This window comes from Edaphobacter sp. (assembly GCF_028283685.1).
Lineage (GTDB): Bacteria > Acidobacteriota > Terriglobia > Terriglobales > Acidobacteriaceae > Edaphobacter.
Window position 1 is genome coordinate 129621 of record NZ_JAPWKF010000008.1, and the last position, 21090, is coordinate 150710.

At 60.3% G+C, this 21090-nt stretch carries 14 protein-coding genes and 1 tRNA gene; 10 read left to right on the forward strand and 5 right to left on the reverse strand.

The features are described 5' to 3' along the window. Positions 1 to 990, forward strand: coding sequence for a hypothetical protein (locus PW789_RS15520; protein ID WP_299378146.1), 990 nt, complete (start codon positions 1 to 3; stop codon positions 988 to 990). Positions 991 to 1064: 74 nt separating this feature from the next. Here PW789_RS15520 and PW789_RS15525 read toward each other — a convergent pair whose 3' ends face one another. Continuing rightward, the gene (locus PW789_RS15525) at positions 1065 to 2630 is read right to left on the reverse strand and encodes a hypothetical protein (protein WP_299378148.1); all 1566 of its coding nucleotides are present in this window, start codon (positions 2628 to 2630) and stop codon (positions 1065 to 1067) included. A 25-nt stretch (positions 2631 to 2655) separates the two neighbouring features. After that, the gene (locus PW789_RS15530; RefSeq protein ID WP_299378150.1) at positions 2656 to 5880 is read right to left on the reverse strand and encodes a TonB-dependent receptor; all 3225 of its coding nucleotides are present in this window, start codon (positions 5878 to 5880) and stop codon (positions 2656 to 2658) included. A 257-nt stretch (positions 5881 to 6137) separates the two neighbouring features. On the opposite strand from PW789_RS15530, the gene alaS reads away from it, so the two are divergent. Both alaS and PW789_RS15540 read left to right on the forward strand, forming a co-directional pair. Next, positions 6138 to 8810, forward strand: a complete 2673-nt coding sequence (gene alaS, locus PW789_RS15535; RefSeq protein WP_299378152.1) for an alanine--tRNA ligase — start codon at positions 6138 to 6140, stop codon at positions 8808 to 8810. Between the two features lie 267 nt (positions 8811 to 9077). Then, positions 9078 to 11279: an N-acetylmuramoyl-L-alanine amidase gene (locus PW789_RS15540; RefSeq protein WP_299378154.1), complete on the forward strand. Its 2202-nt coding sequence runs from the start codon at positions 9078 to 9080 to the stop codon at positions 11277 to 11279. Positions 11280 to 11289: 10 nt separating this feature from the next. Here the strand turns inward: PW789_RS15540 and PW789_RS15545 are convergent, their stop codons facing one another. Further along, a complete protein-coding gene (locus PW789_RS15545; protein WP_299378156.1) occupies positions 11290 to 11685 on the reverse strand; it encodes a DUF5367 family protein in 396 nt (131 codons plus the stop codon). 65 nt (positions 11686 to 11750) lie between these two features. Between PW789_RS15545 and PW789_RS15550 the strand changes: the two genes are divergently transcribed. From PW789_RS15550 to PW789_RS15570, 5 genes are all read left to right on the forward strand, one after another. After that, the gene (locus tag PW789_RS15550) at positions 11751 to 12323 is read left to right on the forward strand and encodes a TetR/AcrR family transcriptional regulator (RefSeq protein ID WP_299378159.1); all 573 of its coding nucleotides are present in this window, start codon (positions 11751 to 11753) and stop codon (positions 12321 to 12323) included. A 208-nt stretch (positions 12324 to 12531) separates the two neighbouring features. Next, positions 12532 to 13644 (forward strand): DUF6599 family protein, encoded by a 1113-nt coding sequence (locus PW789_RS15555; RefSeq protein WP_299378162.1) that lies wholly within the window; start codon positions 12532 to 12534, stop codon positions 13642 to 13644. Between the two features lie 462 nt (positions 13645 to 14106). Further along, positions 14107 to 14379, forward strand: coding sequence for an oxidative damage protection protein (locus tag PW789_RS15560; protein WP_299378164.1), 273 nt, complete (start codon positions 14107 to 14109; stop codon positions 14377 to 14379). A gap of 71 nt (positions 14380 to 14450) precedes the next feature. Beyond that, positions 14451 to 14527, forward strand: a tRNA-Pro gene (locus PW789_RS15565). Positions 14528 to 14755: 228 nt separating this feature from the next. Then, positions 14756 to 16399, forward strand: a complete 1644-nt coding sequence (locus PW789_RS15570; protein WP_299378167.1) for an alpha-L-fucosidase — start codon at positions 14756 to 14758, stop codon at positions 16397 to 16399. Positions 16400 to 16604: 205 nt separating this feature from the next. Here the strand turns inward: PW789_RS15570 and PW789_RS15575 are convergent, their stop codons facing one another. Beyond that, positions 16605 to 18035 carry a sulfatase-like hydrolase/transferase gene (locus PW789_RS15575; protein WP_299378170.1) on the reverse strand — a complete coding sequence of 477 codons (1431 nt, stop codon included), beginning with the start codon at positions 18033 to 18035 and terminating at the stop codon, positions 16605 to 16607. A 146-nt stretch (positions 18036 to 18181) separates the two neighbouring features. Further along, positions 18182 to 18649: an HNH endonuclease gene (locus PW789_RS20205; RefSeq protein ID WP_367182578.1), complete on the reverse strand. Its 468-nt coding sequence runs from the start codon at positions 18647 to 18649 to the stop codon at positions 18182 to 18184. Positions 18650 to 18926: 277 nt separating this feature from the next. Here PW789_RS20205 and PW789_RS15585 point away from each other — a divergent pair, with 277 nt between their 5' ends. After that, a complete protein-coding gene (locus PW789_RS15585) occupies positions 18927 to 19607 on the forward strand; it encodes a response regulator transcription factor (RefSeq protein WP_299378173.1) in 681 nt (226 codons plus the stop codon). Then, positions 19604 to 21016 carry a HAMP domain-containing sensor histidine kinase gene (locus tag PW789_RS15590; protein ID WP_299378176.1) on the forward strand — a complete coding sequence of 471 codons (1413 nt, stop codon included), beginning with the start codon at positions 19604 to 19606 and terminating at the stop codon, positions 21014 to 21016. Before PW789_RS15585 ends, PW789_RS15590 begins: the two co-directional genes overlap by 4 nt. Positions 21017 to 21090 lie beyond the last annotated feature (74 nt).

Consider the following 21090-nt stretch of genomic DNA (forward strand, 5'->3'; position numbering starts at 1 on the left):
GTGTGTGTCTCTCCTGAAGAGGAATACGCTGGGTGGCGCGGAAAGTTCCGCACGGTGGATGATGATGGTGGGATGGCGGCGGGCAACTTAGAACGGATTGTGGCGGTGGATTGGTCGGGCCGCGTCGATGCGGCCGGGCAGCGGCGGCATATCTGGGCCGGGGTTTGGACCGCGGGTAAGGTGACGCTGGAGGCGGGACGGACACGCGGCGAGCTGACGGACTGGCTGATTGCGATGGCGCGGGAGACTCCGCGGATGGTGGTGAGTCTTGATTGCTGCTTCAGCTTTCCGGCGTGGTTTCTGGCGGAGCATGACTGCGCCACGGTCTTCGAGTTCTGGCGGAAGGTTGCGGAGGGGCAGGGGGAGCGCTGGCTGGCGCGTGAGTGCGAAGAGGTGGCTCGCGATGTCAGATTCTGGGGCGCTCCGCATAAGCGGCCGGAGGAGTTCTGCGGGGAGAACCTGCATCGGTCGATGAGATTCACGGACATGGACAACAAGATCACGCCGAAGATGCTTGCGGGCGATCCGGAGCGGGCGGCGAAGGTGCGCGGCATTACGCCGAAGTCGCCGTTTCAGATAGGCGGGTCGGGGAGCGTGGGGACGGGGAGCCTGCGGGCGATGCCGTCTCTGCTGAAGCTGCACGAGGCGGGATTTTGTGTGTGGCCGTTTGAGCCGTCGCACCTGAATGCGAACAAGCCGCAGCCGTTGCTGGTGGAGATGTACACGCGGCTGATGACGGGTGCGGTGAAGAAGAGTAATGCCGAGGCGCGGAAGGCTTATCTGGCGGCGAGGAAGAAGACAGATGCGGTGTATGCCGGGCTATCGCGTGGGGTGGTGGCGAAGGCTCGGGGGAGTGAAGATGCATTCGATGCCCTGGTGAGCTGTTTGGAGATGGTGCGGTGGAAGGATGAGTTCGTCGGGTTGAAGGCTACGAAGGATGAGGTGCTGCGGCTGGAGGGGATTACCTGGCGGGCGGGGATTGGCGTTTAGAAGAGCCAGAAGCGTTTCGGCTGCGGAGGAATGCCAATTTTCGTGGGTCATGGTTTGTGCTCCGCAACTAACCGTCACTGGGGCGTGACGGTTAGTTTGAGCTTGTGCATATCGGTATAGGTAAGGACGAAGGAATCGCCTTCTTTGTAGTACGTGGAGGGTTTTACGTCGAAGGATTTCTGGTCGCCTTCGATGGCGACGGTTAGCCCAGGTAGCGTCCACTTGGTGGCGGTGAGGTCTTCGAGTTTGGTGCCTTCGGCTTTCAGGCGGATAGTGATGGTGCCGTCGGTGGCGATCGTCATGGTGGTGTGGTCGACATCGACGTTGATCTTTGGCGATTGCCAGACGTAGAACCAGCCGATGGAGCCCGTGGGGATGCGCCACTGCGCGGTGGCGGGGTGGAACTGCGTGTCGTGCGGAGCGTCCTTGGTGAGCTTGGTGTCTTCGCCGCCGAGGATGATCTTGTTGCCGATCCAGGCGGTAGCGCTGCGATCGTCTGTGATCTGGCGGCGGACCATGTGTTCGCCGGAGAAGGTTGTCATCTTGGCGAGTGCGGCGGCGGACGGGTTGGCGCCGAGCACGGCGATGTGCGGGGCGAACCAGAGGTCACCGAGGTGGTCGGTGTTGGCGTCGGGGATGGGGAGGGGAGCCTTGTCGGCGGGCAGGAGCGCGCGCATCCAGACGCCGGTGTAGGCGACGTAGGTCTCCATATCCATGCCGTAGGAGCGGTCGTAGGGACCGGCGATGTTGCGGAGGCCGGGCTGGTAGAAGTCGGCGATGTCGTCCCAGAGATGGCCTTCGATGTTGCGGCCTGCTTCGCGGATCTCGGCGGTGGAGCCGTAGCTGCGCCAGAGGGCGAGGCCGAAGAGATCGGTGCCGTAGTAGGTGGGCGAGTTGTACTCCTCGAAGGAGTTGTAGAGGTGGTAGAGGCGGGAGACCTCGCGTATCCAGGCGGAAGACTTCTGCTTCCACTCGTCGTTGTTGTCGTGGTTGGCGGCGAAGTCCCAGAGAGCGCCGTACATGAGCGCGATGTTGGAGTAGCTGGGTTTGAGGCGGCCCTGCTTCATCTCTCCGGTGATGGCAGTATCGATGGCCTTGTACATGTTGAGGGCGACGCTGGCGGGGATGCGCTCGGGGTACTCGATGAGGATGAGCTCGAAGGTGGTGCCGATGAAGACGCGCCAGTTGGGATCGTAGTTGGCCCACATGACGGTGTGTTCGCCTGCGGGGTCGGGCTCTTCGGGGGTGCGGCGGAAGGTGCCGTACCAGGGCGTGGACTGGTCGAGAAACTGCTCTTTGAGGACGGCGTTGAGCGCGTCGGCGGCGCGCTCGCGGTCGCCCTTGCCATCACGCATCAGCAGGCCGAGGGCGTAGTTGCTGGTCTCGCGGACCATGTAGCGTGCGCGACGGCCGGTATCGGCGTGTCCGCTGAAGCCTGTTGGGGCACGGACGAGGTGAGCGTCGGCGTCCCAGGAATCGTCCATGGACTTCATGGCGGCGTCGAAGATGCTGCGGGTGTTGGGCGGAAGCTTGTCGATGCTGACGTTACGGGCATGCGGCGCGGCGGCGTGGAGGAGCGGGGCGGAGAACGTGGCGAGAGCCACCACGAGGGTGATGGCTCTCTGTGTCAAAGACGGCATGTGGATCAGTCCTCGTGTTCAGAGACTAGAAGGTAAGCTTACCGCCGAGTTGGAGGGTACGGCTGGCTCCGTTGGTGGAGGTGATGGTGCCAACGGTCTTGGTATTGGTGATGGTTGAGGCCGGGTTGGCGAAGGTGGGGTGATTGAAGACGTTGAAGGCATCGACCTTGATGACGAGATTGACGCCCTCGTGCAGGACGGTGTTCTTGGAGACCTCGGTGTCCCAGTTCTGGTAGCGCGGCCCCCAGAGCATGTCGTAGGCGGAGTTGCCGTACTGGAAGTCGGTGGCGTAGAAGGCGGCGGGATTGAACCACTGCTTGAGGGTTTTGCTGGAGGGGTAGAGTGCGGCCCCGGCGACGCGGTTGGCGCGTCCGGAGACGCCGCCTTGAAGGCTGGAGGCCTGGGCTGCGGAGAAGGGCGAACCGGACTGGAAGGTGGTGATGCCGGAGATGGACCAGCCGCTGACGAGAGTGTTGGCGATGCCGGTGACCCCGGTGAGCAACAGCTTGTTCTTTCCGAAGGGCAGCTCGTAGGCATAGCTCATCTGCAGCTGGTGGGGACGGATGCCGCTGATGTTGCCGTAGGAGTCGCTTGTGGTGAGCGAGTTCTGGAAGTTCTCGTTGCCGAGGACGCGGATGTACTGGTACTCGGCGTTGATGGTGAGGCCGTTGGAGTACTGCTTATGCAGTCCGACCTGAGCGGCGTTGGAGTTGGAGCCGAAGATGGGGGAGTCGTAGAGAGAGATGGTGGAGAAAGGCTGGATGGGACGGCGTGTCTGGATGTTTCCAGGGGCCGGGGTGACGGCGTTGAGGTCAGGATTGACGTTGCCGCCGCCGTGGTAGTTGTTCTGCTTGAGGGCGCGCGAGCCGACGTAGCCGATGCGGAGACCGAAGTTCCAGGGGAGCTGGCGCTCGACGGCGAGGTTCCACTGTTCCTGGTACGGGGTAACGGGCTTGCTTTCGGTGGCTGCGGTGGGGTTGGTGGCGATGGCTCCGGTTCCGGGGAAGGGAGTGGACATGGTGATGGTGGGCGTTGTGCCGGTGGGCTGGGAGAAGGTCTCGACGGAGTAGAAGGGAAGACCGGTGAAGACCGGGTTGCCGGAGTCGAGGGTGGGGAAGAGGTTGTAGTAGATGCCGAAGGCTCCACGGACGACGGTCTTCGGAGTTGGGGAGTAGGCGAAGCCGAAGCGAGGCGCGACGTTGTTCTTATCCTGGCCGAGGTAGCTCCAGATGTTTGCAGGCAGGCCAATATTGGTGGAGAGCGCGACGGGGACTGCGGCAGTGACGGAGGGGAGCGTCGCCGAGGGGAACTGGCGGCCGAAGACGACGACCTGCTTGAGCGAGGGGACGAACATGGAGTTCAGGCCGTAGGGGTTCTGCTCCTGCCACTGGAGGTCGTAGCGGACGCCGAGGTTGAGGGTGAGGTTGGGCCTGACGCGCCAGTCGTCCTGGAAGAAGCCGGTGTACTGGGACTGCAGAAAGCGGATGGTGGAGGCGGGAGGATTGGCTCGCTGCGTCTGGGTGGGATAGCCGAGCATGAAGTCGGCATAGGCGTTGCCGCTGTACTGTCCATTGAAGGAGAAGGATCCGCGCTGCGGCGAGAGGACGGCCTGATTCCAGTGATTGGAACGCAGGAAGGAGAAGCCGGTCTTGAAGCTGTGGTTGTGCTGCACCTTGGTGAGGACGAAGCTGAGCTGGAAGGTCTGGTCGAGGTCCTTGGAGCCTTGCTCGGCGACGGAGGTGATGTTGGTGATGGAGATCTGCGGCGCGCCTTCGATGGGCTGCGCTCCAAGGCCGGGGATGATGGACGCGAAGTCTGTGTTGATGTTCTGGGGATTGCGGTAGATGGGGACGTGGTTATAGGAGCCGATGAACTGGCCGATGAGTGTGGGCGAGAAGATGTGCGTCCAGCCGACGATGGTGTTCATGTTGCGTTCGCCGATACCGGACATGCCGCCGAATTTACTCGTGGTTCCGATTGAGGGATTGGGTCCGAAGAGGCCGGCGATGTAGCTGGCGAAGATGGTGTCTTTGTCTGTGAGCCGATGATCGAGCCGGAAGCTGTAGCGGTCGACGTTTTCGGCAAGCGGTACATTTTCGATGAGGTTGACGCCGGTTCCGGGGAGATTGGGCAGGGGGTAGAGGGCGTTCTGCAGCGCGGTCGTGACCGAGTTGAGGCGCGATGCCGGGATCTTGTTTCCGGGGAAGGGGGTCCTGGTGGTGGGATCGATGATGGGAGTGGAGATCTCGGAGAAGTCGCCGGTGCGCTCGAGCACGGTCGGCATCTGGCTGGAGAGCGTAGAGGCCTGGCGGCGGCGGAAGCCTTCGTAGTTGAAGAAGAAGAAGGAGCGGTCGCGTCCGTTATAGAGGTGCGGGATCAGGATCGGGCCGGAGACGTTGCCGCCGAACTCGTTGCGGTTGTACTTGGGCAGCGGGCTGGCTCCGGCGAAGTAGTTCTTGGCGGCGGTGACGCGATTGCGGTTGAACTCGGAGACCATGCCGTGAAACCGGTTGGCTCCTCCACGGGTGACGACGATGACCTGCGTGGGCTGCGCGAACTCGGCGGGAGCTCCGGTGGTGAGGGTCTTGAACTCGCGGATGCCGTCGAGGGGAGGATATTCGCCGTAGCCGCGCTGAAGGTAGGCGCTGGTGTTGGTGGCGCCGTCGATGGAGAATCCGGTGGAACCGTAAGCGGTGGCGCCGCCGACGGAGGGTGTGACGCCGTAGACGGGAATGGAGTCCTGCGCGCCGGCGTTCTGAATGCCGGGTGCGAGGGCCATGAGTCCGGTGATGTTGAGGCGGCCGTTGAGCGGCGTGTTGGTGATGGTCGCGGTGTCGATGACGAGTCCTACGGAGGAGTCCTGCGTCTGGATGGGCGGGGCCTCGGCGGTGACGGTAACCTTATCGGTCTGCGAGCCTACGGTGAGGACGGCGTTGATCTCGGCTTTCTGATTGATCTGCAGGGTGACTTCCTGCTGGTAAGTCTTGAAGGAGGCGAGTTCGATGGTGATGCGGTAGCGGCCAGGCTGGAGCAGAGGGAGATTGAACTCACCGGAGTCGCTGGTGGTGGAGATGCGGCTCTCGTTGGTTTCGAGGCGAAGGGCCGTGACATGTGCTCCGGAGAGGACGCCGCCGGTGGAGTCGCTGACGACTCCGGTAATGGTTGCCGTGATGCCCTGGCCAAAGAGATGGTGAGGGATGAGAAGCATGACGGCGGTAAGGACAAACAGTCGTCCAAGACGGGTCAGCATAGGTGGTCCTCCAAGGCAAAGCCTGCTTCAGAAACTTGAAATGGTTTTTGGTTCGTTTTCAGGTGTGTTCAGAAATCAAGCGGTGCAATGGTCCAGACTTCGAACAAATGGATTTGTCCCCGTGGGTTTGCCACGCTAAGGGACGCCCACAGCCGTTGTCAAGCTCGAAGAAGGTTCTGACGACGAGCGATTCTTGCGGGACCGATAACGGGGCCGGTGAGGAGGGAATCGAGAGTCGCTGATAAACTTAAAAGTCTATGAACTACAGGTCCGGAAGCCAGATTCGCGAAGATTTTCTGCGGTTTTTTGAGGGCAAGGGGCACCGTCGGGTGCACTCGTCCTCGCTTGTTCCTGCGAACGATCCGACGTTGCTTTTTACCAACGCGGGCATGAACCAGTTCAAGGATGTCTTTCTCGGTCTGGAGAAGCGGGAGTACACGCGGGCGACGACCTCGCAGAAGTGCGTTCGCGCAGGCGGCAAGCACAACGATCTGGAGAACGTCGGCTTCACGCGGCGGCACCATACCTTCTTCGAGATGCTGGGTAACTTCAGCTTTGGCGACTACTTCAAGAAGGACGCGATTGCGTATGCGTGGGAGCTGCTGACCTCAAAAGAGTGGTTCGGCATCGACACGTCGAAGCTGTACGTGACGATCTTCGAGGGCGACGAGTCGGTTCCGCGCGACGCGGAGGCTTATCAGTTCTGGCTGGATGTAGGCGTGACGGCTGACCGCATCTACGAGATGGGCGCCAAGGACAATTTCTGGGCGATGGGCGAGACCGGCCCGTGCGGCCCCTGCAGCGAGATCTACTACGACCTCGGGCAGGAGGCGGGTGACGATCCTGCGGTGAACAAGTCGTTTGGTGAAGATGACTCGCGCTATGTCGAGATCTGGAACCTGGTGTTCATGCAGTTCGACCGCACCGTGACGCCGGGTGGGCCGCTGCTGACGCCGCTGCCGAAGCCCTCGATCGATACGGGCATGGGGCTGGAGCGCATTGCCAGCGTGCTGCAGAGTGTGCTGTCGAACTTCGAGACGGACCTGTTTACTCCTTTAATTAAGAAGGCACATGAGCTGACGGCTGCAACGATTGAAGGCGATGTGCTGCAAAATGCTTCGCTGCGGATCATTGCGGACCATGCGCGTGCCGCGACGTTTTTGATCTCGGACGGCGTGCTGCCTGCGAATGAGGGGCGCGGCTATGTATTGCGCAAAATCATGCGCCGCGGGATTCGTCATGGCCGGTTGCTTGGGCAGGAGAAGCCCTTCATGCACGAGATGGTGTATGCGGTGCGCGATGAGATGGGCGCGGCGTATCCGGAGCTGAAGGAGTCGGCCGATCGTGTGGCGAAGGTGGTACTGGCGGAAGAGCAGCAGTTTGCGCGGACTCTGGAGCTTGGTCTGCGGCAGATGAATGAAGAGACGCTGCGTTCGGGTGCGGCGGCCTTCAAGCTGTACGAGACGTTTGGCATGCCGCTGGATTTTATGGTGGATGCAGCGCGTGATGCGGGCATTGCGTTCGACATGGAAGGCTTTGAGCGCGCCAAGGAAGAGGAGCAGGCGCGTGCGCGTGCAAGCTGGAAGGGCGGATCGCAGAAGTCTGCGGCGCCGGTGTACCGCGAGCTGGCGAAGACGGAGTTCGAGGGTTACTCGTCTCTGAAGGTCGAGGGCGCGAAGGTGCTCGCGCTGGTGAAGGATGGCGAGGGCGTGCCAGCTCTGAAGGCTGGTGAGACGGGCGACGTTGTGCTGGATGCGACGAGCTTCTACGCAGACTCGGGCGGACAGGTGGGCGATATCGGCTGGCTGTACTCGGACGATCACAACACGGTGGTTGCCGATGTGCTGGGTGCGAACAAGCCGGTGCAGGGAGTGTTTGCGCACAGGGTGAAGGCGCGTGAGACGCTGGCGGTCGGCGATACGGTCGATACGGTTGTGAATGGGGACAATCGCCGCGCGACCGAGCGCAATCACACGGGTACGCATCTGCTGCATGCGGCGCTGCGCGAGGTGCTGGGCAAGCATGTGAAGCAGGCGGGATCGTTGAACGATGCGACGCGGCTGCGCTTCGACTTCTCGCACTTTAGCGGTGTGGCGGAGGAGGAGATGCAGCAGGTCGAGGACATTGTGAACCAGCAGGTGTTGAAGAACACCCGGGTAGAGACGCTGGTGGATGTGCCGATCGATGTTGCAGTGAACGAGCTGGGAGCGATGGCGCTGTTTGGCGAGAAGTACGGCGACCGCGTACGCGTGGTGAAGATCGGCGATTTTTCGACGGAGCTTTGCGGTGGTACGCATACGGGCGCGACGGGTGAGATCGGCCTGCTGAAGCTGGTGGGCGAGAGCTCGGTGTCGAGCGGCGTGCGTCGCGTGGAGGCGTTGAGCGGTACGGGTGCTCTGAACGAGTTCCGGCGCGGCTATGACGTGATCCGCGTGGTTGGATCGCTGGTTGGCGGCGCGGCGGAGTCTCCTGCCGATGCGCTGAAGAGCAGGATCGCGGCGCAGGAAGAGGAGATGAAGAAGCTGAAGCGCGAGCTGGAGCAGGTGCGCATGAAGGCGGCATCTTCTTCCGTGGCGGATGCAGCTTCGTCTGCGGTCGAGGTGAAGGGCGTTAAGGTTCTGTCGCAGCGCGTGGACGCTCTGGACAAGAGCCAGATGCGCAACCTTGTCGACGAGCTTCGCGGCAAGCTGGGCTCGGGTGTGGTGGTGCTGGGCGCGGCGAGCGAGGGCAAGGTCTCGCTGATCGTCGGCGTGACCAAGGACCTGACGGGCAAGGTGCAGGCGGGCAAGATCGTCGGACAGATTGCCGCGCTTGTGGGCGGCAAGGGCGGTGGACGTCCTGATCTCGCAGAAGCTGGCGGAAGCGATGCCGGTGCGCTGGATGGCGCGCTGGGTAAGGCTGCCGGTGTCGTCGAAGGCCTGATTGCTTAGTCGATGCGATGGACACACATGCGAGGGCGCGGCTTCGGCTGCGCCCTTTGTTTTGTTCGTAATTTGTGGGAGATGAGTCGCTGCGATGACTGTGCGAGTTGCAGGTTGGGCCGTTGGGGGTATCGCGGGGTGTACCCGGGTGTCTTTTCACAGTCGTGCGGATGGCAGGCGAATCTTAAACTGTGGATGATGGCGGTGTGCAACAAAGTGCGGAGTCTTGGGGTGTGGTGCGCTCTCTGTGCCGTTGGGTTGAGCTGTGTGCCAGCGATGGCGACGACGTCGAAGACGACGAGCGCGGCGTCGCGAAAGCATGCGGCTGCACCACTGACTCCGTGGGAGAAGGCGACGCGTGGGCGGGAGCGGCTGGAGGCGATGCCGCTGGCAAGCCGCACGAAGGCTGATTATGCGAAGGTGCTCGATGACTATCGCATGATCTATCACAGCGATCCGCAGAGCAAGTATGCGCCGCCTGCGGTGAATGCGGTGGCTGAGCTGCTGACGTCGCAGGGCCACGAGCTGAACGATACGAAGAGTCTTAAGGATGCGGTTGGGCAGTACGAGTTTCTGCGCAAGCAGTATCCCGGGAGTTCGCTGCGGGTGAGTGCACTGCTGGCCGAGGGGCAGCTCTACGAAAACGACCTTGGGGATCCGGCGTCAGCGAAGCAGTGCTACCAGCAGCTGCTGAAGCAATATCCGAAGAGTGAGCAGACGGAGGAGGCGCGGGCAGGGCTGGAGTCGCTGCAGCGCAGGGCTTCGGGATCTTCGGCGAAGAGCGCGACGGCAAAGGGAGAGCGGCGCGGAACGAACACGCAGTCGATCACGCGGGCTTCGGCAGCGGAGAATCGTGTTGTTGCTCCAGTGCCTGTACGCGCTCCGGATACGAAGCCTGCGGATGATGGCGCGGCACGAAAGGGTGTCTCTGCCGCTGAGGATGTGATCAGCGATGCCAGAGAGACTGCTCCATCGAATGCGCCGCAGCCGTCGAGTGCGCCACAGCCGGGCGTGACGCATGTGGCTGCGACGTCGGGAGCGAAGCATGGCGAGCTGGCGCAGGTGACGGGTATTCGGCACTGGTCGACGCCGAACTATACGCGTGTGGCGATCGACCTGGGCGACGACGTGACGTACGAGGCGGCCCGAGTGCCGAACCCGGATCGCATCTACTTCGATCTGCATGGGACACGTTTGGCGCAGTCATTGGCAGGCAAGAGTTTTGCCGTTACAGACGATGGTTTTTTGAAGCGGATTCGCGCGGCGCAGTTCTCGAATAACATGACGCGCGTCGTGCTGGATGTGAACGATGTGACGGAGTACTCGGCTTTTCTGCTGCCGAATCCTTACCGGTTGATCATTGATATTCACGGTAACGGACAGCCTCCGCAGCATGTGGCCAGCGGAAACAGCGTGCCGCCGCCGTCTTCGTCCCAGGGCGAGACGGCCGTGGCTCCGCCACCCACGACGGCGCCCGACGAGAAGACGAGCTCGCACAGGCCGGTACCGAACTCCGTTGCAACGAATAATGCGGGAACGACAAGCGAGGTCGCCGAGGTCAGCGATCAGCCGGGACGGGAGGATGCGACGAGCACGCCGACTTCGCAGCCGATTGCGGCAGTGGTGCCGGGCAGCCGTCCGGCGACGACCGCACCGAGCACGCGCAAGAGCCGCCGCAGCAAGGAGCCCGTCGACCCCGCGACGCCGGCGCGTGCTGCGGCTCCCACGGCAGACGGACAGACCTCGCTGGTGCGAGCGCTGGGCCTGAAGATCGGGCGTATCGTGATCGACGCCGGGCACGGTGGGCATGACTCGGGCACACTGGGCGTCGACGGTATCCAGGAGAAGGATGTGGTGCTGGACGTGGCGCTGCGGCTGGGCAAGCTGCTGCACGAGCGGCTGGGCGCAGAGATCATCTATACGCGCTCGGACGACACGTTTATTCCGCTGGAGACGAGGACGGCTATCGCGAACAAGTCGCAGGCGGATCTGTTTCTGTCGATTCATGCGAACTCATCGAGCGATTCGACTGCGCGTGGCGTGGAGACGTACTACCTGAACTTCACCTCGCAAGCGGATGCGCTGGAGGTGGCGGCGCGTGAGAATGCGGTCAGCGACCAGTCGATCTATCAGTTGAGCGACCTGGTGAAGAAGATTGCGCTGAAGGACAAGATCGACGAGTCGCGTGAGTTCGCGTCGGACGTGGAGGCGAACCTCTATGCAGGCCTGGAGCGCGGCAATGCGGGCCTGAAGAACCGCGGCGTGAAGAAGGCTCCGTTCGTCGTGCTGATCGGCGCGAATATGCCGTCGGTGCTGGCGGAGATCTCGTTTGTCACCAACCCGAAGGACGCCGAGCAGCTGCGCGAACCAGAGTATCGGCAGCGCGTGGCGGAGAGTCTCTATAAAGGTGTCGCCAAGTATGAGGGCGGATTGAGCGGATCGCGCACGTCCGTGGAGCGGGCGAGTACCAGCCGCTGAGCGGATAGCTTCACGAGCGGAGAGTACTGCTAAGGCTGACAAACTCTCCGATAGCAAGAGCAACGGCATAAGTCATAAAGAGAAGTGCGGCGTATCGGCCTGCTGAGGCAGGCTGCATTCGCGGCAGGAATATTCTCGGGTTCGTGAGCGCAATGACTTCGCCGAACATGCCGGGAAGGGCGATCAGGAGCATCGCGGTTGCCCAGGATGCGCTGGGGATGTTCATGAAGCGGAAGAGGATGATGCAGAGCATCGAGGATAGCGCGGCGGTGAGTAAAACCGCCGTTCTATAGACTGTCGGCCTGCCTTCAAGGATCGTTCGACCGCGCAGAGAAAAGTAGATGGTGCCGATGATCCAGAAGGCGACTCCAACGGCAAGCAGAAGGACGAGGTCGGGTCTTTTCATGTCGATGCTCCGGCGTTAGTATGTACCGAGTGGTACAGGTATATGTACCATGCGGTACATCACTTATGCAACGACGGGAAAATGAGCTGCAACGGGAGCTTCTGGAAGGATGCCTCGGTGCATTTGTTGAAGCTGGCAGCCTTGAGATCAGCCTTGATCGGCTGGCGGAGAGAGTCGGCACGAGCAAGCGAATGCTGATCCACCACTTCGGCTCGCGGGAGAATCTGGAAGAGCGTGCGACGGCGCTTCTGGAAGACCGCCTGCGGGCGAGGTTCGCGCCGGGGACGCTGCCTGCGCGTGCGACGGTAGAGACAGTATTGCTGCACCTGTGGGACTCCTCGACGGCACCGCCGTCTCGCGGAGTTTTGCTGCTGGTGATGAACCTGACGCAGAGGGCGTGGGGAGGGTCGAAGCGTGCGCGCGTGTTCTACCTGGAGCAGCAGCGGCTATGGGAGGATCTGCTGCTGCAGTATCTACCGGATCGCGAGGTGGTTCGTGATCTTTTGCAAGCGTTTCAGGGAGCGTTGCTGGCCTTTCTCATCACGGGCGATGACCAGGGAGGACGGAAGATGTTGCGTCGTTTTTGTTCGCGAGTCTCAGCAAAGGCGAAGCAACGTCGCGGTGCAGCATTGAGATAGAAGCTTTGCGATTCCCCTGTTCTTCAAGATATTTACGAGATGTGGTCTAGTGCCGTGGAGCTTTTTGTGCGTTGCCGGTGTCTATCCAGAGATGGTGCGCAGAGAGAGTGCACGTTCGCATTGTGCTTTGGGGCTGGTGTAATCTGCCCTAGCAGGTCGGTATTTTATGGTTGATTCGGTTCTTCGGTCGTCAGTTCGGGCAGCGCGGATGTTTGGTGTGGCGGTGGTGCTTGGCGCTGCGGCTGTCGGCATGAATGCGCAGGATGGAAAGACGACGCTGGTGGAGCCTCCCGCGCCGTTGCTGCCGCAGCAGGTTGGGGAGTGGGTTCGCCAGGCGGATGCGCCTGCGCCCGCGAGCGATGCGAAGACAGACACCATCCTTAATGAAGACGGACTGAAGCGCGAGGAGCACGGCGTCTACCGGGTTGGCGCAGCTGGTCCGCAGATTGCGGTGACGGCACGTCAGTTTGTGGATGCGACCGGAGCGCACGCGGCGTACAGCTACTACGAGAGGCCGGGCTCGACCTATCGCGGTACCGGGTTGGGGAGTGAGACGTCAGCCTCGAGTGAAGGCTATCTCTTCCGCAGCGGAGCCAGCGTGGTGGAGGCCAGCGGCGGTCGTGGGCCGAAGATCGAGGGTCTGCTTGAAGGCATTGAGACGCGGCTGCCGAAGATTGGCGGACCAAAGGGTCTGGCTCCTGTGCTGCCGACGTACGTGCCAGCCAAGGGGCTGGAGCGTGATTCGGTGAAGTACGCGCTGGGGCCGGTGAGCTATGAGGCCACAGGTGGTGTGCTGCCGGGTGCGATTCTGGGATTCGACAAGGCAGGGGAGGCGGTGACGGCGAAGTATGCCGGGAAGGGAACGCTGACGTTGCTGACCTATCCGACGCCGCAGATTGCGGGCGACCGCCTGCGGGCGATCGAGGGGGAGATTCACCCCAGGGGACAGGGCATGGGAACGGTCGTGCTGCGCCGTGAAGGGGCGCTGGTGCTCATGACGTCGGGTCGATGGACGGAGAGTGAGGCCAAATCGCTGGTCGCCGGGATTCACCCGCGCAGCGAAGTGACCTGGAACAAGCAGATGCCGCCCGAGTTTCACGCGGAAATCGGCAAAACGTACAGCCTGCTGAGCAGCATCATGATCTTCTGCGGCTTTGGTGTGCTGGCGGCCGTGATCCTGGGACTTTTCCTGGGCGGCGGCAGGGCAGGATGGCGGGTTTTGCACGGCAAGCCGGCGGCTTCGGAGCCGGAGTTCCTGCGCATCGACCTGAGCGGCAGCGTGGCCCCGGTGTCTACCGAGGGGAACCATCCCGGGGCTTAAATTCCTGCACTGGAAGCGGTGCAGTCCCGCAGCTAACCGCCTGATTTAATAGTGGTTTGAATCTTCAGGAAGACGCCAAAAGCGAATATACTGCGAAAGTCAAGGGGCATGTTGTTGTTCTAGTTAACACGTTAACTCTTTTTAAAGCAGCGATTTATGGCGGCGACCTTTAAGTCTTGACACGTCATTTTGCCAAACATAGTATTTCGCCAGAAAGTTCTGATGGCTTTGCCTCCGTTGGAACTATTCTCCCTAAAGAAGAGGCTGCCCTGTTGCCGGGCGGCCTCTTTGTTTGTTTGGCGGTGAGTCGAGCGCGGTTTGTGTGTCCTGTGATCATGGCGAAACGCATCGGAGACGGATCACGGATGAGGGCAGATGAGAGACGATGGCGGCGGGTACGAGTGGGGCAGCGGGCTGTCTTCGTCGTAGAATAAGAGTCATCAGAAGGAGTTCTGCGAACAGATGGCGCACATGGTGTTTTGCACGAAGTACAAGGCGGAGATGGAAGGGCTGGACGAGCCGCCGTTTGACTCTGACTTTGGCCAGAAGATCTTCAAGAACGTGTCGAAGAAGGCGTGGGGTGAGTGGATTGAGCGCCAGAAGATGCTGCTGAACGAGTATCGCCTGCAGCCGTGGACGCGCGAGGCGCAGGAGTTCCTGGTGGAACAGATGAATGAGTTCTTCTTTGGCGAGGGTGGAGCGCTGCCGAAGGAGTACGTTGCGCCGACGCAGTAACCTCTGCTCAGTGTTACACTAAGTTCTGCAACATAACCCCGCCGTGGTCTGTCTGGACCACAGCAAAGAGTCGGGACGTGGCTCAGCCTGGTAGAGCGCACCCTTGGGGTGGGTGAGGTCGCTAGTTCGAATCTAGTCGTCCCGACCATTTACTTCCTTAAAATTTGGCATGGAAACGTAGCCGTATGGGTGCGACTGCGGGCAGGATAAGGCTGACCTGCCACACGGGTCCGGCTTCAGGAGTTGGGCTGAAGTCCTCGATGCCGCCGGGCCGTCGGACTGCATGTGGACCGGTTGCTGGCCAGAGTCGGCTGCCATAAGCCTTCTAATCTTCAATATTTTGGTCGATATCATTAGATCCATGAATCGACGAAAGATGCTTTCCCTTTCTGCTCACACTGCACTGTTTGCCTCTCTTCCTCGAATGGGCTTTGCCGCTCCGGTTGCCGATAATGGACGTGCCGTGGCACTCCCCACGGCGGATCAGGTGCGGTGGCAGAACCTCGAAGTGGGTATGTTCGTTCACTTCAGCAATGAGACGTATCTGAACGGACGGCCGAGTTCTTTCTCTGTGCCTCCATCGGAGGTCAACCCAGTCAATCTCGATACGGATGCGTGGGCGAAGACTGCTGTCGCAGCGGGGGCACGGTACATCGTGTTTGTGGCGAAGCATCAGTACGGTTTCTGCTGCTGGCAGACAAAGACGACGGACTTTGGATTGAGCGGCTCGCCCTGGAAGGGTGGCAAGGGCGACATCATGCGTGAGCTTGAAAGCTCGTGCAAAAAGTTTGGGCTTGGGCTCGGTGTCTATCTGTCGCCGCGCGACGATCACTTTGGAGCAGCGACCGGCGGCATCTGCAAAACTCCTGAGGAGCAGGCGAAGTACGACGCGATCTATCGTGAGCAGCTTACGGAGCTGCTGAGCGGATACGGGGAGTTGGTGGAAGTGTGGTTCGACGGAGCGACGGCCACGCCGGTTGGCGATCTGCTCAAAACGTATCAGCCACATGTGGCTGTCTTCCAGGGGCCGAACGCGACGATCCGCTGGGTAGGGAATGAGGATGGGTTTGCGCCCTATCCGTGCTGGAACGGGATCGAACGGAGCTATGCAGAGCATGGAACCGGAACAGCGCTGGATGGAACTCCGGACGGCGATGCCTGGCTGCCGAACGAGGTGGATGTGTCGATCCGGCGGCCGGACTGGTTCTGGACAGCGACGAATGCGAAAAAGGTCCTGACCGAGGATCAACTGCTGTCGATCTACTACCGGTCGGTGGGCCGGGGAGCGCAGTTGCTGCTGAACCTGCCGCCCAACACGACCGGCCTGTTCGACGAGAAAGATGCCGAGGCGGCGGCACGGTTTGGCGCGGAGGTAAAGCGGCGCTTTGGCAAGTCGCTGGCCGAGACGTCAGGGCATGGGAGTGTGGTGACGCTGAAGCTGAAGAGCCCTGCGCGGATCGATACGGTTGTGCTGCAGGAGGATACGACGCTGGGGGAGCGAGTGCGTGCGTATCGTCTCGAGGGACGTGCGAACAGCGCCTGGAAGCCTCTGGGAGAGGGAACCGCGATCGGGCAGAAGCGCATTCAGCCGGTGACGCCGGTGACGGTTGATGCCGTAAGAGTCGTGGTGACCCGCTCGGCAGGACTGGCGGCGCTGCGTCGGCTGGCAGTCTTCGATACAGGCGTCGCTCCGCCGGCGGACTGGAACGCGCCATCGTCTATCTGGGCTCCGGATCTGGTCGGGAGTTGGAAGAATGGGCACTTCGAACTGGATCTACGCGGGCATACGAAAGAAGCAGCGCAATATCGCCTTCGGCTGATGCCGAGCGAAGGTGCCGTGACGGCGATCAAGGATGTGGTGCTCATGCTTGGCGGAGCGTCGCAGCCGAAGATGTTGAAGCGGGTTCCAGGCAAGCCGAACGAGCTGATCGTGGATGTGACGGGAATGGGCGATTCGGGTACTATCTCCGGCACCGTGGAAGGCGCGGCAACCGGACAGATTCTGATGGGCAAGCTTTAGCGTAAAGATCGTCGCATGAAACATGCATTAGCGATGAACCGTCATCGGGCCGAGATCCGATGACGATTCATCGTTATGCGGCAACTGCTGTTGTGGGAGCTATAGCTGCGCATATCAGGATAAGAACGATGGGCGGCGGCACATCAGCCAGGAGATACTTGCCGAGGCTTCACCCGGCAAAGCCGCCATCGATATGGCGCACTCTCTAATGGTAGAGCTTGGCCTCCTGTATTTCGGCAGTCTCGCCTGCGTATTTCATCAGTTCGAGAAGCTGGGCTCGAAGCTCTTTGGCCTTCTGCTTGTACTCCTTGCGGCCTGCCAGGTTCGTCAGCTCATACGGATCGTTGCGCTGATCGTAGAGCTGCCATTCCATGTAGGAAGGGTTGGCGGCGTTGATCCCGCCTGAGACGTCGGCGACGCAGTAGGTCCAGTCTTTGGTCCTGATGCTGCGCGCTGTCATCGATTCGCTGATCTGGACCAGCTGTTTGTTCGGCCACGCCTGACGGGCTTCGATTCCGTCGAGCAGTGGGAGGACGTTCTGTCCTTTCCATGAAGAGGGGACGGGGACGCCCGCGGCTTTCAGCAGGGTGGGGGCGAAGTCGATGATGGAGACGAGCTCATTGATCTGTTGCGCCCGGTTGAAGCCGGGGCCGTCGATGAGGAACGGGACGCGAAGGCTGCTGTTGTGGGTGGAGCGCTTGTACTCCTGGTTGCGCGTCATGAAGTGGCAGCCGTGATCGGAGAAGAAGACGAAGATCGTGTTGTCCTTCTGCCCGGTCTCTTCGAGTACTTTGTGCAGACGGCCCACGGAGGCGTCGATGCTCTCGCACGCGCCGTAGTAGTCGGGAAGCTGCTGGTGCCAGTCGCCGGGAAAGGCCCGAAGGTCCGGCGGAACATGTGCGTTGATGAAACGCTCTGCAGACCCCTTGGGGCCAACCATGCGATTCATGTCGTTCTGCTGATGGGGCTCGAGCTGCGAAACAAACAGGAAGAAGGGCTTGTCGTGTTTCTGGCGGAGGAAGTGCTCTGCGCGATCCGTGATGAAGTCGACGCGGTACTGGTCCTTGTAGGTGATCTCTTTTCCGTCGCGATCATAGATCGTGCCTTCATAAGGATGCGTCGTGTGTTCGAGAGCGTTCGCGCCTTCCCACAGATCGAGGAAGCCACCGCGCCACTCCTCGGGAACAGGACCGGGGCCACCTCCCTCGGACTTTCCTGGAGCGAGGTGCCACTTCCCGATTAAGTTGCTGGTATAGCCTGCCTTGCGAAGTTCGCCTGCGAGCGTGGGAAGATCCTGCTTCATGCCGGGGCCGTTGTGCCAGACGTTTGTTTCGGTCGCATAGCGGCTGGTGAAGAGCACCGAACGGGAGGGAGCGCAGACGGGCTGATTGGTGATGCAGTGGGTGAAGTTTGTCCCGCGCTCCGCCATGGCATCAAGGTTCGGTGTCTGTGTGGAGCTGTTGGCTCCGTTCGCTCCCACAAAGTCCCAGCGGAACTGGTCGGAGAGATAAAGAATGATGTTTGGCTTCACAGTCTGATCCGCTCTTCCGGATGATTGGCCCAGCGCTGCACCTGAACCAAGTACGGCGCTACCTGCGGCGGCAGTCGTGCTTTGAAGAAACTTGCGACGATTCATAACGGTTGTATTCTTCCCCCGCATCCATTTTCGGTTATCTGCGAATTATCCGCAGCTTTTAAGAAGGCTTCCGATTGTTGCAACTCGTTTCGGATAAGAAAGGGCGAGCCTGGGGCATCGATTGAGAGGAGAGTGGAAGTCTTCCATCAATCGGCTGACATTTGAAAGAGCTTCAACGAGCGTCGCCTCTCACGAAGACTTTGTGTTGCCTTGCGATGACATCGCAGGCACAGTGTCTGGATGTTTTCGAGATCGCACTCGCCTCCTCCTTCAACAACTGGAACGATATGATCTGCCTCCCAGAGGGTTCGTCGAATGCATGTCTTCAACCCCCAGTGGAGCATGAGGGCCTCCCGATTGTTGCCACGCGAGCGCTTCAATTTTCTCTGCATCTCGATGGTATTCACGGAACAAGCGGAGCAGATTCCACGATCCCGGAGTAAGACCTGTTCGCGTAGATATGCTGGCTGGGTACGCAGTTTCCATTCGTGTACACAGAACGTCGAGCAAAAGGTGAATCGGCCACGTGGTACCTCAAGAGAGCACCAGCGACAGATTCCGCGACCGTTTGGACCTCGAGGGTTCGAGTTGCGGTCGACCCAGCCACCTTTCATCGTTCGAGCAGTACTCACACTTACTTTGTAACCGCCAGACGGATAACAGGCAATGGCGAGTGGATATCATGGACACTCGACGGCAGGATCTGCAGGAAATGTTCGGAAGCCGCGTATCCGTGAAAGACTGTTGGCGATGTCGGAAGAGATCTTGGGCTTGCCAGGTCCAGATCGAGAGCCTCATGTAAGGTCATGCCGTCGTGGCCGACTAAATGATGCCGAATGCTCAACGGTCTGATTCAGGGGAGATTAAGCTTTCCGGGCGAAAATATCTGCTATGAGAGTTCTTGTGGTTGAGGATGAGCTAAGGCTCGCAGCGAACATCGTCGCAGGACTTCGCGAGGCCGGGTTCGCTGTCGATCACGCCGCAGATGGTATCGAAGGGTTCGACTATGCAGAGCAGAATCTCTTCGATCTGATCGTCCTCGACCTGATGCTGCCGGGCCGCGACGGCCTGAGTGTTTTGAGAGCCATTCGCCTGAGGGGTATTCATACCCCCGTGCTGATCCTTACGGCTCAGGAAGGGAAGTCTTCGATAGTCGAACTCCTCAATTCAGGTGCGGACGATTACCTGGCCAAGCCGTTTGATCTGGGTGAGTTAATCGCGCGCGTCAAGGCGCTTATCCGGCGCTCCAAGGGAACCTCTTCCCCGGTGCTGCAGGTCGCCGATTTGAGCATCGATACAGTGCGGCAGACCGTGAGCCGGGGAGGCGAGGACATCGATCTCTCTCCTACGGAGTATCGGATCCTGGAGTACCTTGCGCATCGGCCACGAGCCGTCGTCTCGAAGAAAGAGTTGCTTGAGCACCTCTACGACTATGACTGGGAGCATCACTCCAATGTGGTGGAGGCCCATGTTTCGAACCTTCGGCGAAAGTTAACCGTGAAGGAGACAGAACCGATCATCGAGACCTTGCGGCATCGCGGCTATCGACTCCGTGAAGGAGGAGAGCCATGACCTCAAGTGCGTCCATCACGAAGCGCCTCACGTTGGCTGTCCTGCTGCTGGAGTTTGTTGCAGCCCTCGTTCTTATCGCAACAGTCTTCAATCACGAGCGCCACGTTCAGTTCACAGTGTTTATGACGAATCTGAGGGCGAGTGCCAGCGCTCTCTTTGGAGCTCTTCAGGAAGCTGACAGCAACGATGCAAACATTGCTTTGGACACCCGCGGTCTCTCGCTACCACCGAGAGCCATCTACAGTGTCAGCGACTCCATAGAAGGTGTCCTCGGAACTCAAGGGCAGGTGCCACTTATTACGGCAGCCCCTGGAACGTTTACAGAGAGCAAAGTCGGAGGGCGGGCCTACCTTTTCTATGTGCTGACAGGGGAGCGGGCGATCGATCCAGGCAAGCCCTTCGCTGTCATCCATCATGTGCGGATTGTATTCGGACTGCCGATCGGACGAGTCTGGCACGAGATCATCGAGGCCGTGCGATTCTTCGCGATAGCGACGATTGTGCTTCTTGGAATCACTGCATGGTTGCTCACCTGGCTGATTCGCAGGTTCCTACTGCCGATATGGCAGCTGGCTGTCGAGGCCGACAATATCAACACGGATAACTGGGTCTTCAACGCGCCGGCAAGCAGCAAGCGTTTTGTCGAGCTGCGCCCGCTGGCCTCTGCAATCGAGACATCGGTGCTTCGTCTTCAACACTCCTTCGAAAAGCAACGCAGATTCACCAGCGACGCGGCTCACGAACTTAAGACAGACCTCGCAATCGTCAAATCTTCGCTGCAGCTTCTCCAGATGAAACGCAGAACGGTGGAGGAGTATGAGCACGGTCTTTCTTTAGGACTGAATGATATCGGGCGCCTGGAGGCGACGGTTCAGAAGATGCTGACTCTTGCACGCCTGGAGCAGACACCCAAGAATGACGCGCAGACCTGCGACCTCACGGAGGCCGTTTATGAGGCAATCTCGCAGAGTCAGCCTTTTGCGGAGATCAAGCAGGTTCCGGTGATGCATGATCTTCAGGTACGCGATGCGATAGTGCCGGTGGGCAAGGAAGATGCGATCCTACTCTGCTCGAATGTTCTCGTAAATGCATTGCAGCATTCGCCGTTGCATGGACGAGTTGACGTCACGATGGCTCTGAATGCTGGGTCGATCTCCCTACAGGTTCGGGACCAAGGTGAGGGGATCAAGCAGGAAGATCAGCCGTTTCTCTTTGACGCCTTCTATCGTGGAGACGAATCGCGCAGCAGGAAGACAGGAGGGACGGGGCTCGGACTCTCGATCTGTAAAGCGATCTGCGATCGCTCCGGTGGGAGTATCTCTATCGCGAATCATCCTGGGGGCGGGGCGATTGTAGAGATCACGTTGCCAGCCGTTCGGAAGGACCATGCAGAAGGCCGGTCCACTTAGGAAGCCTTTAGTTTCTCTCGACCTGCTGCGCACGAAAACGGCTCATCCGTAGATGAGCCGTTCGAAGCGGGAGA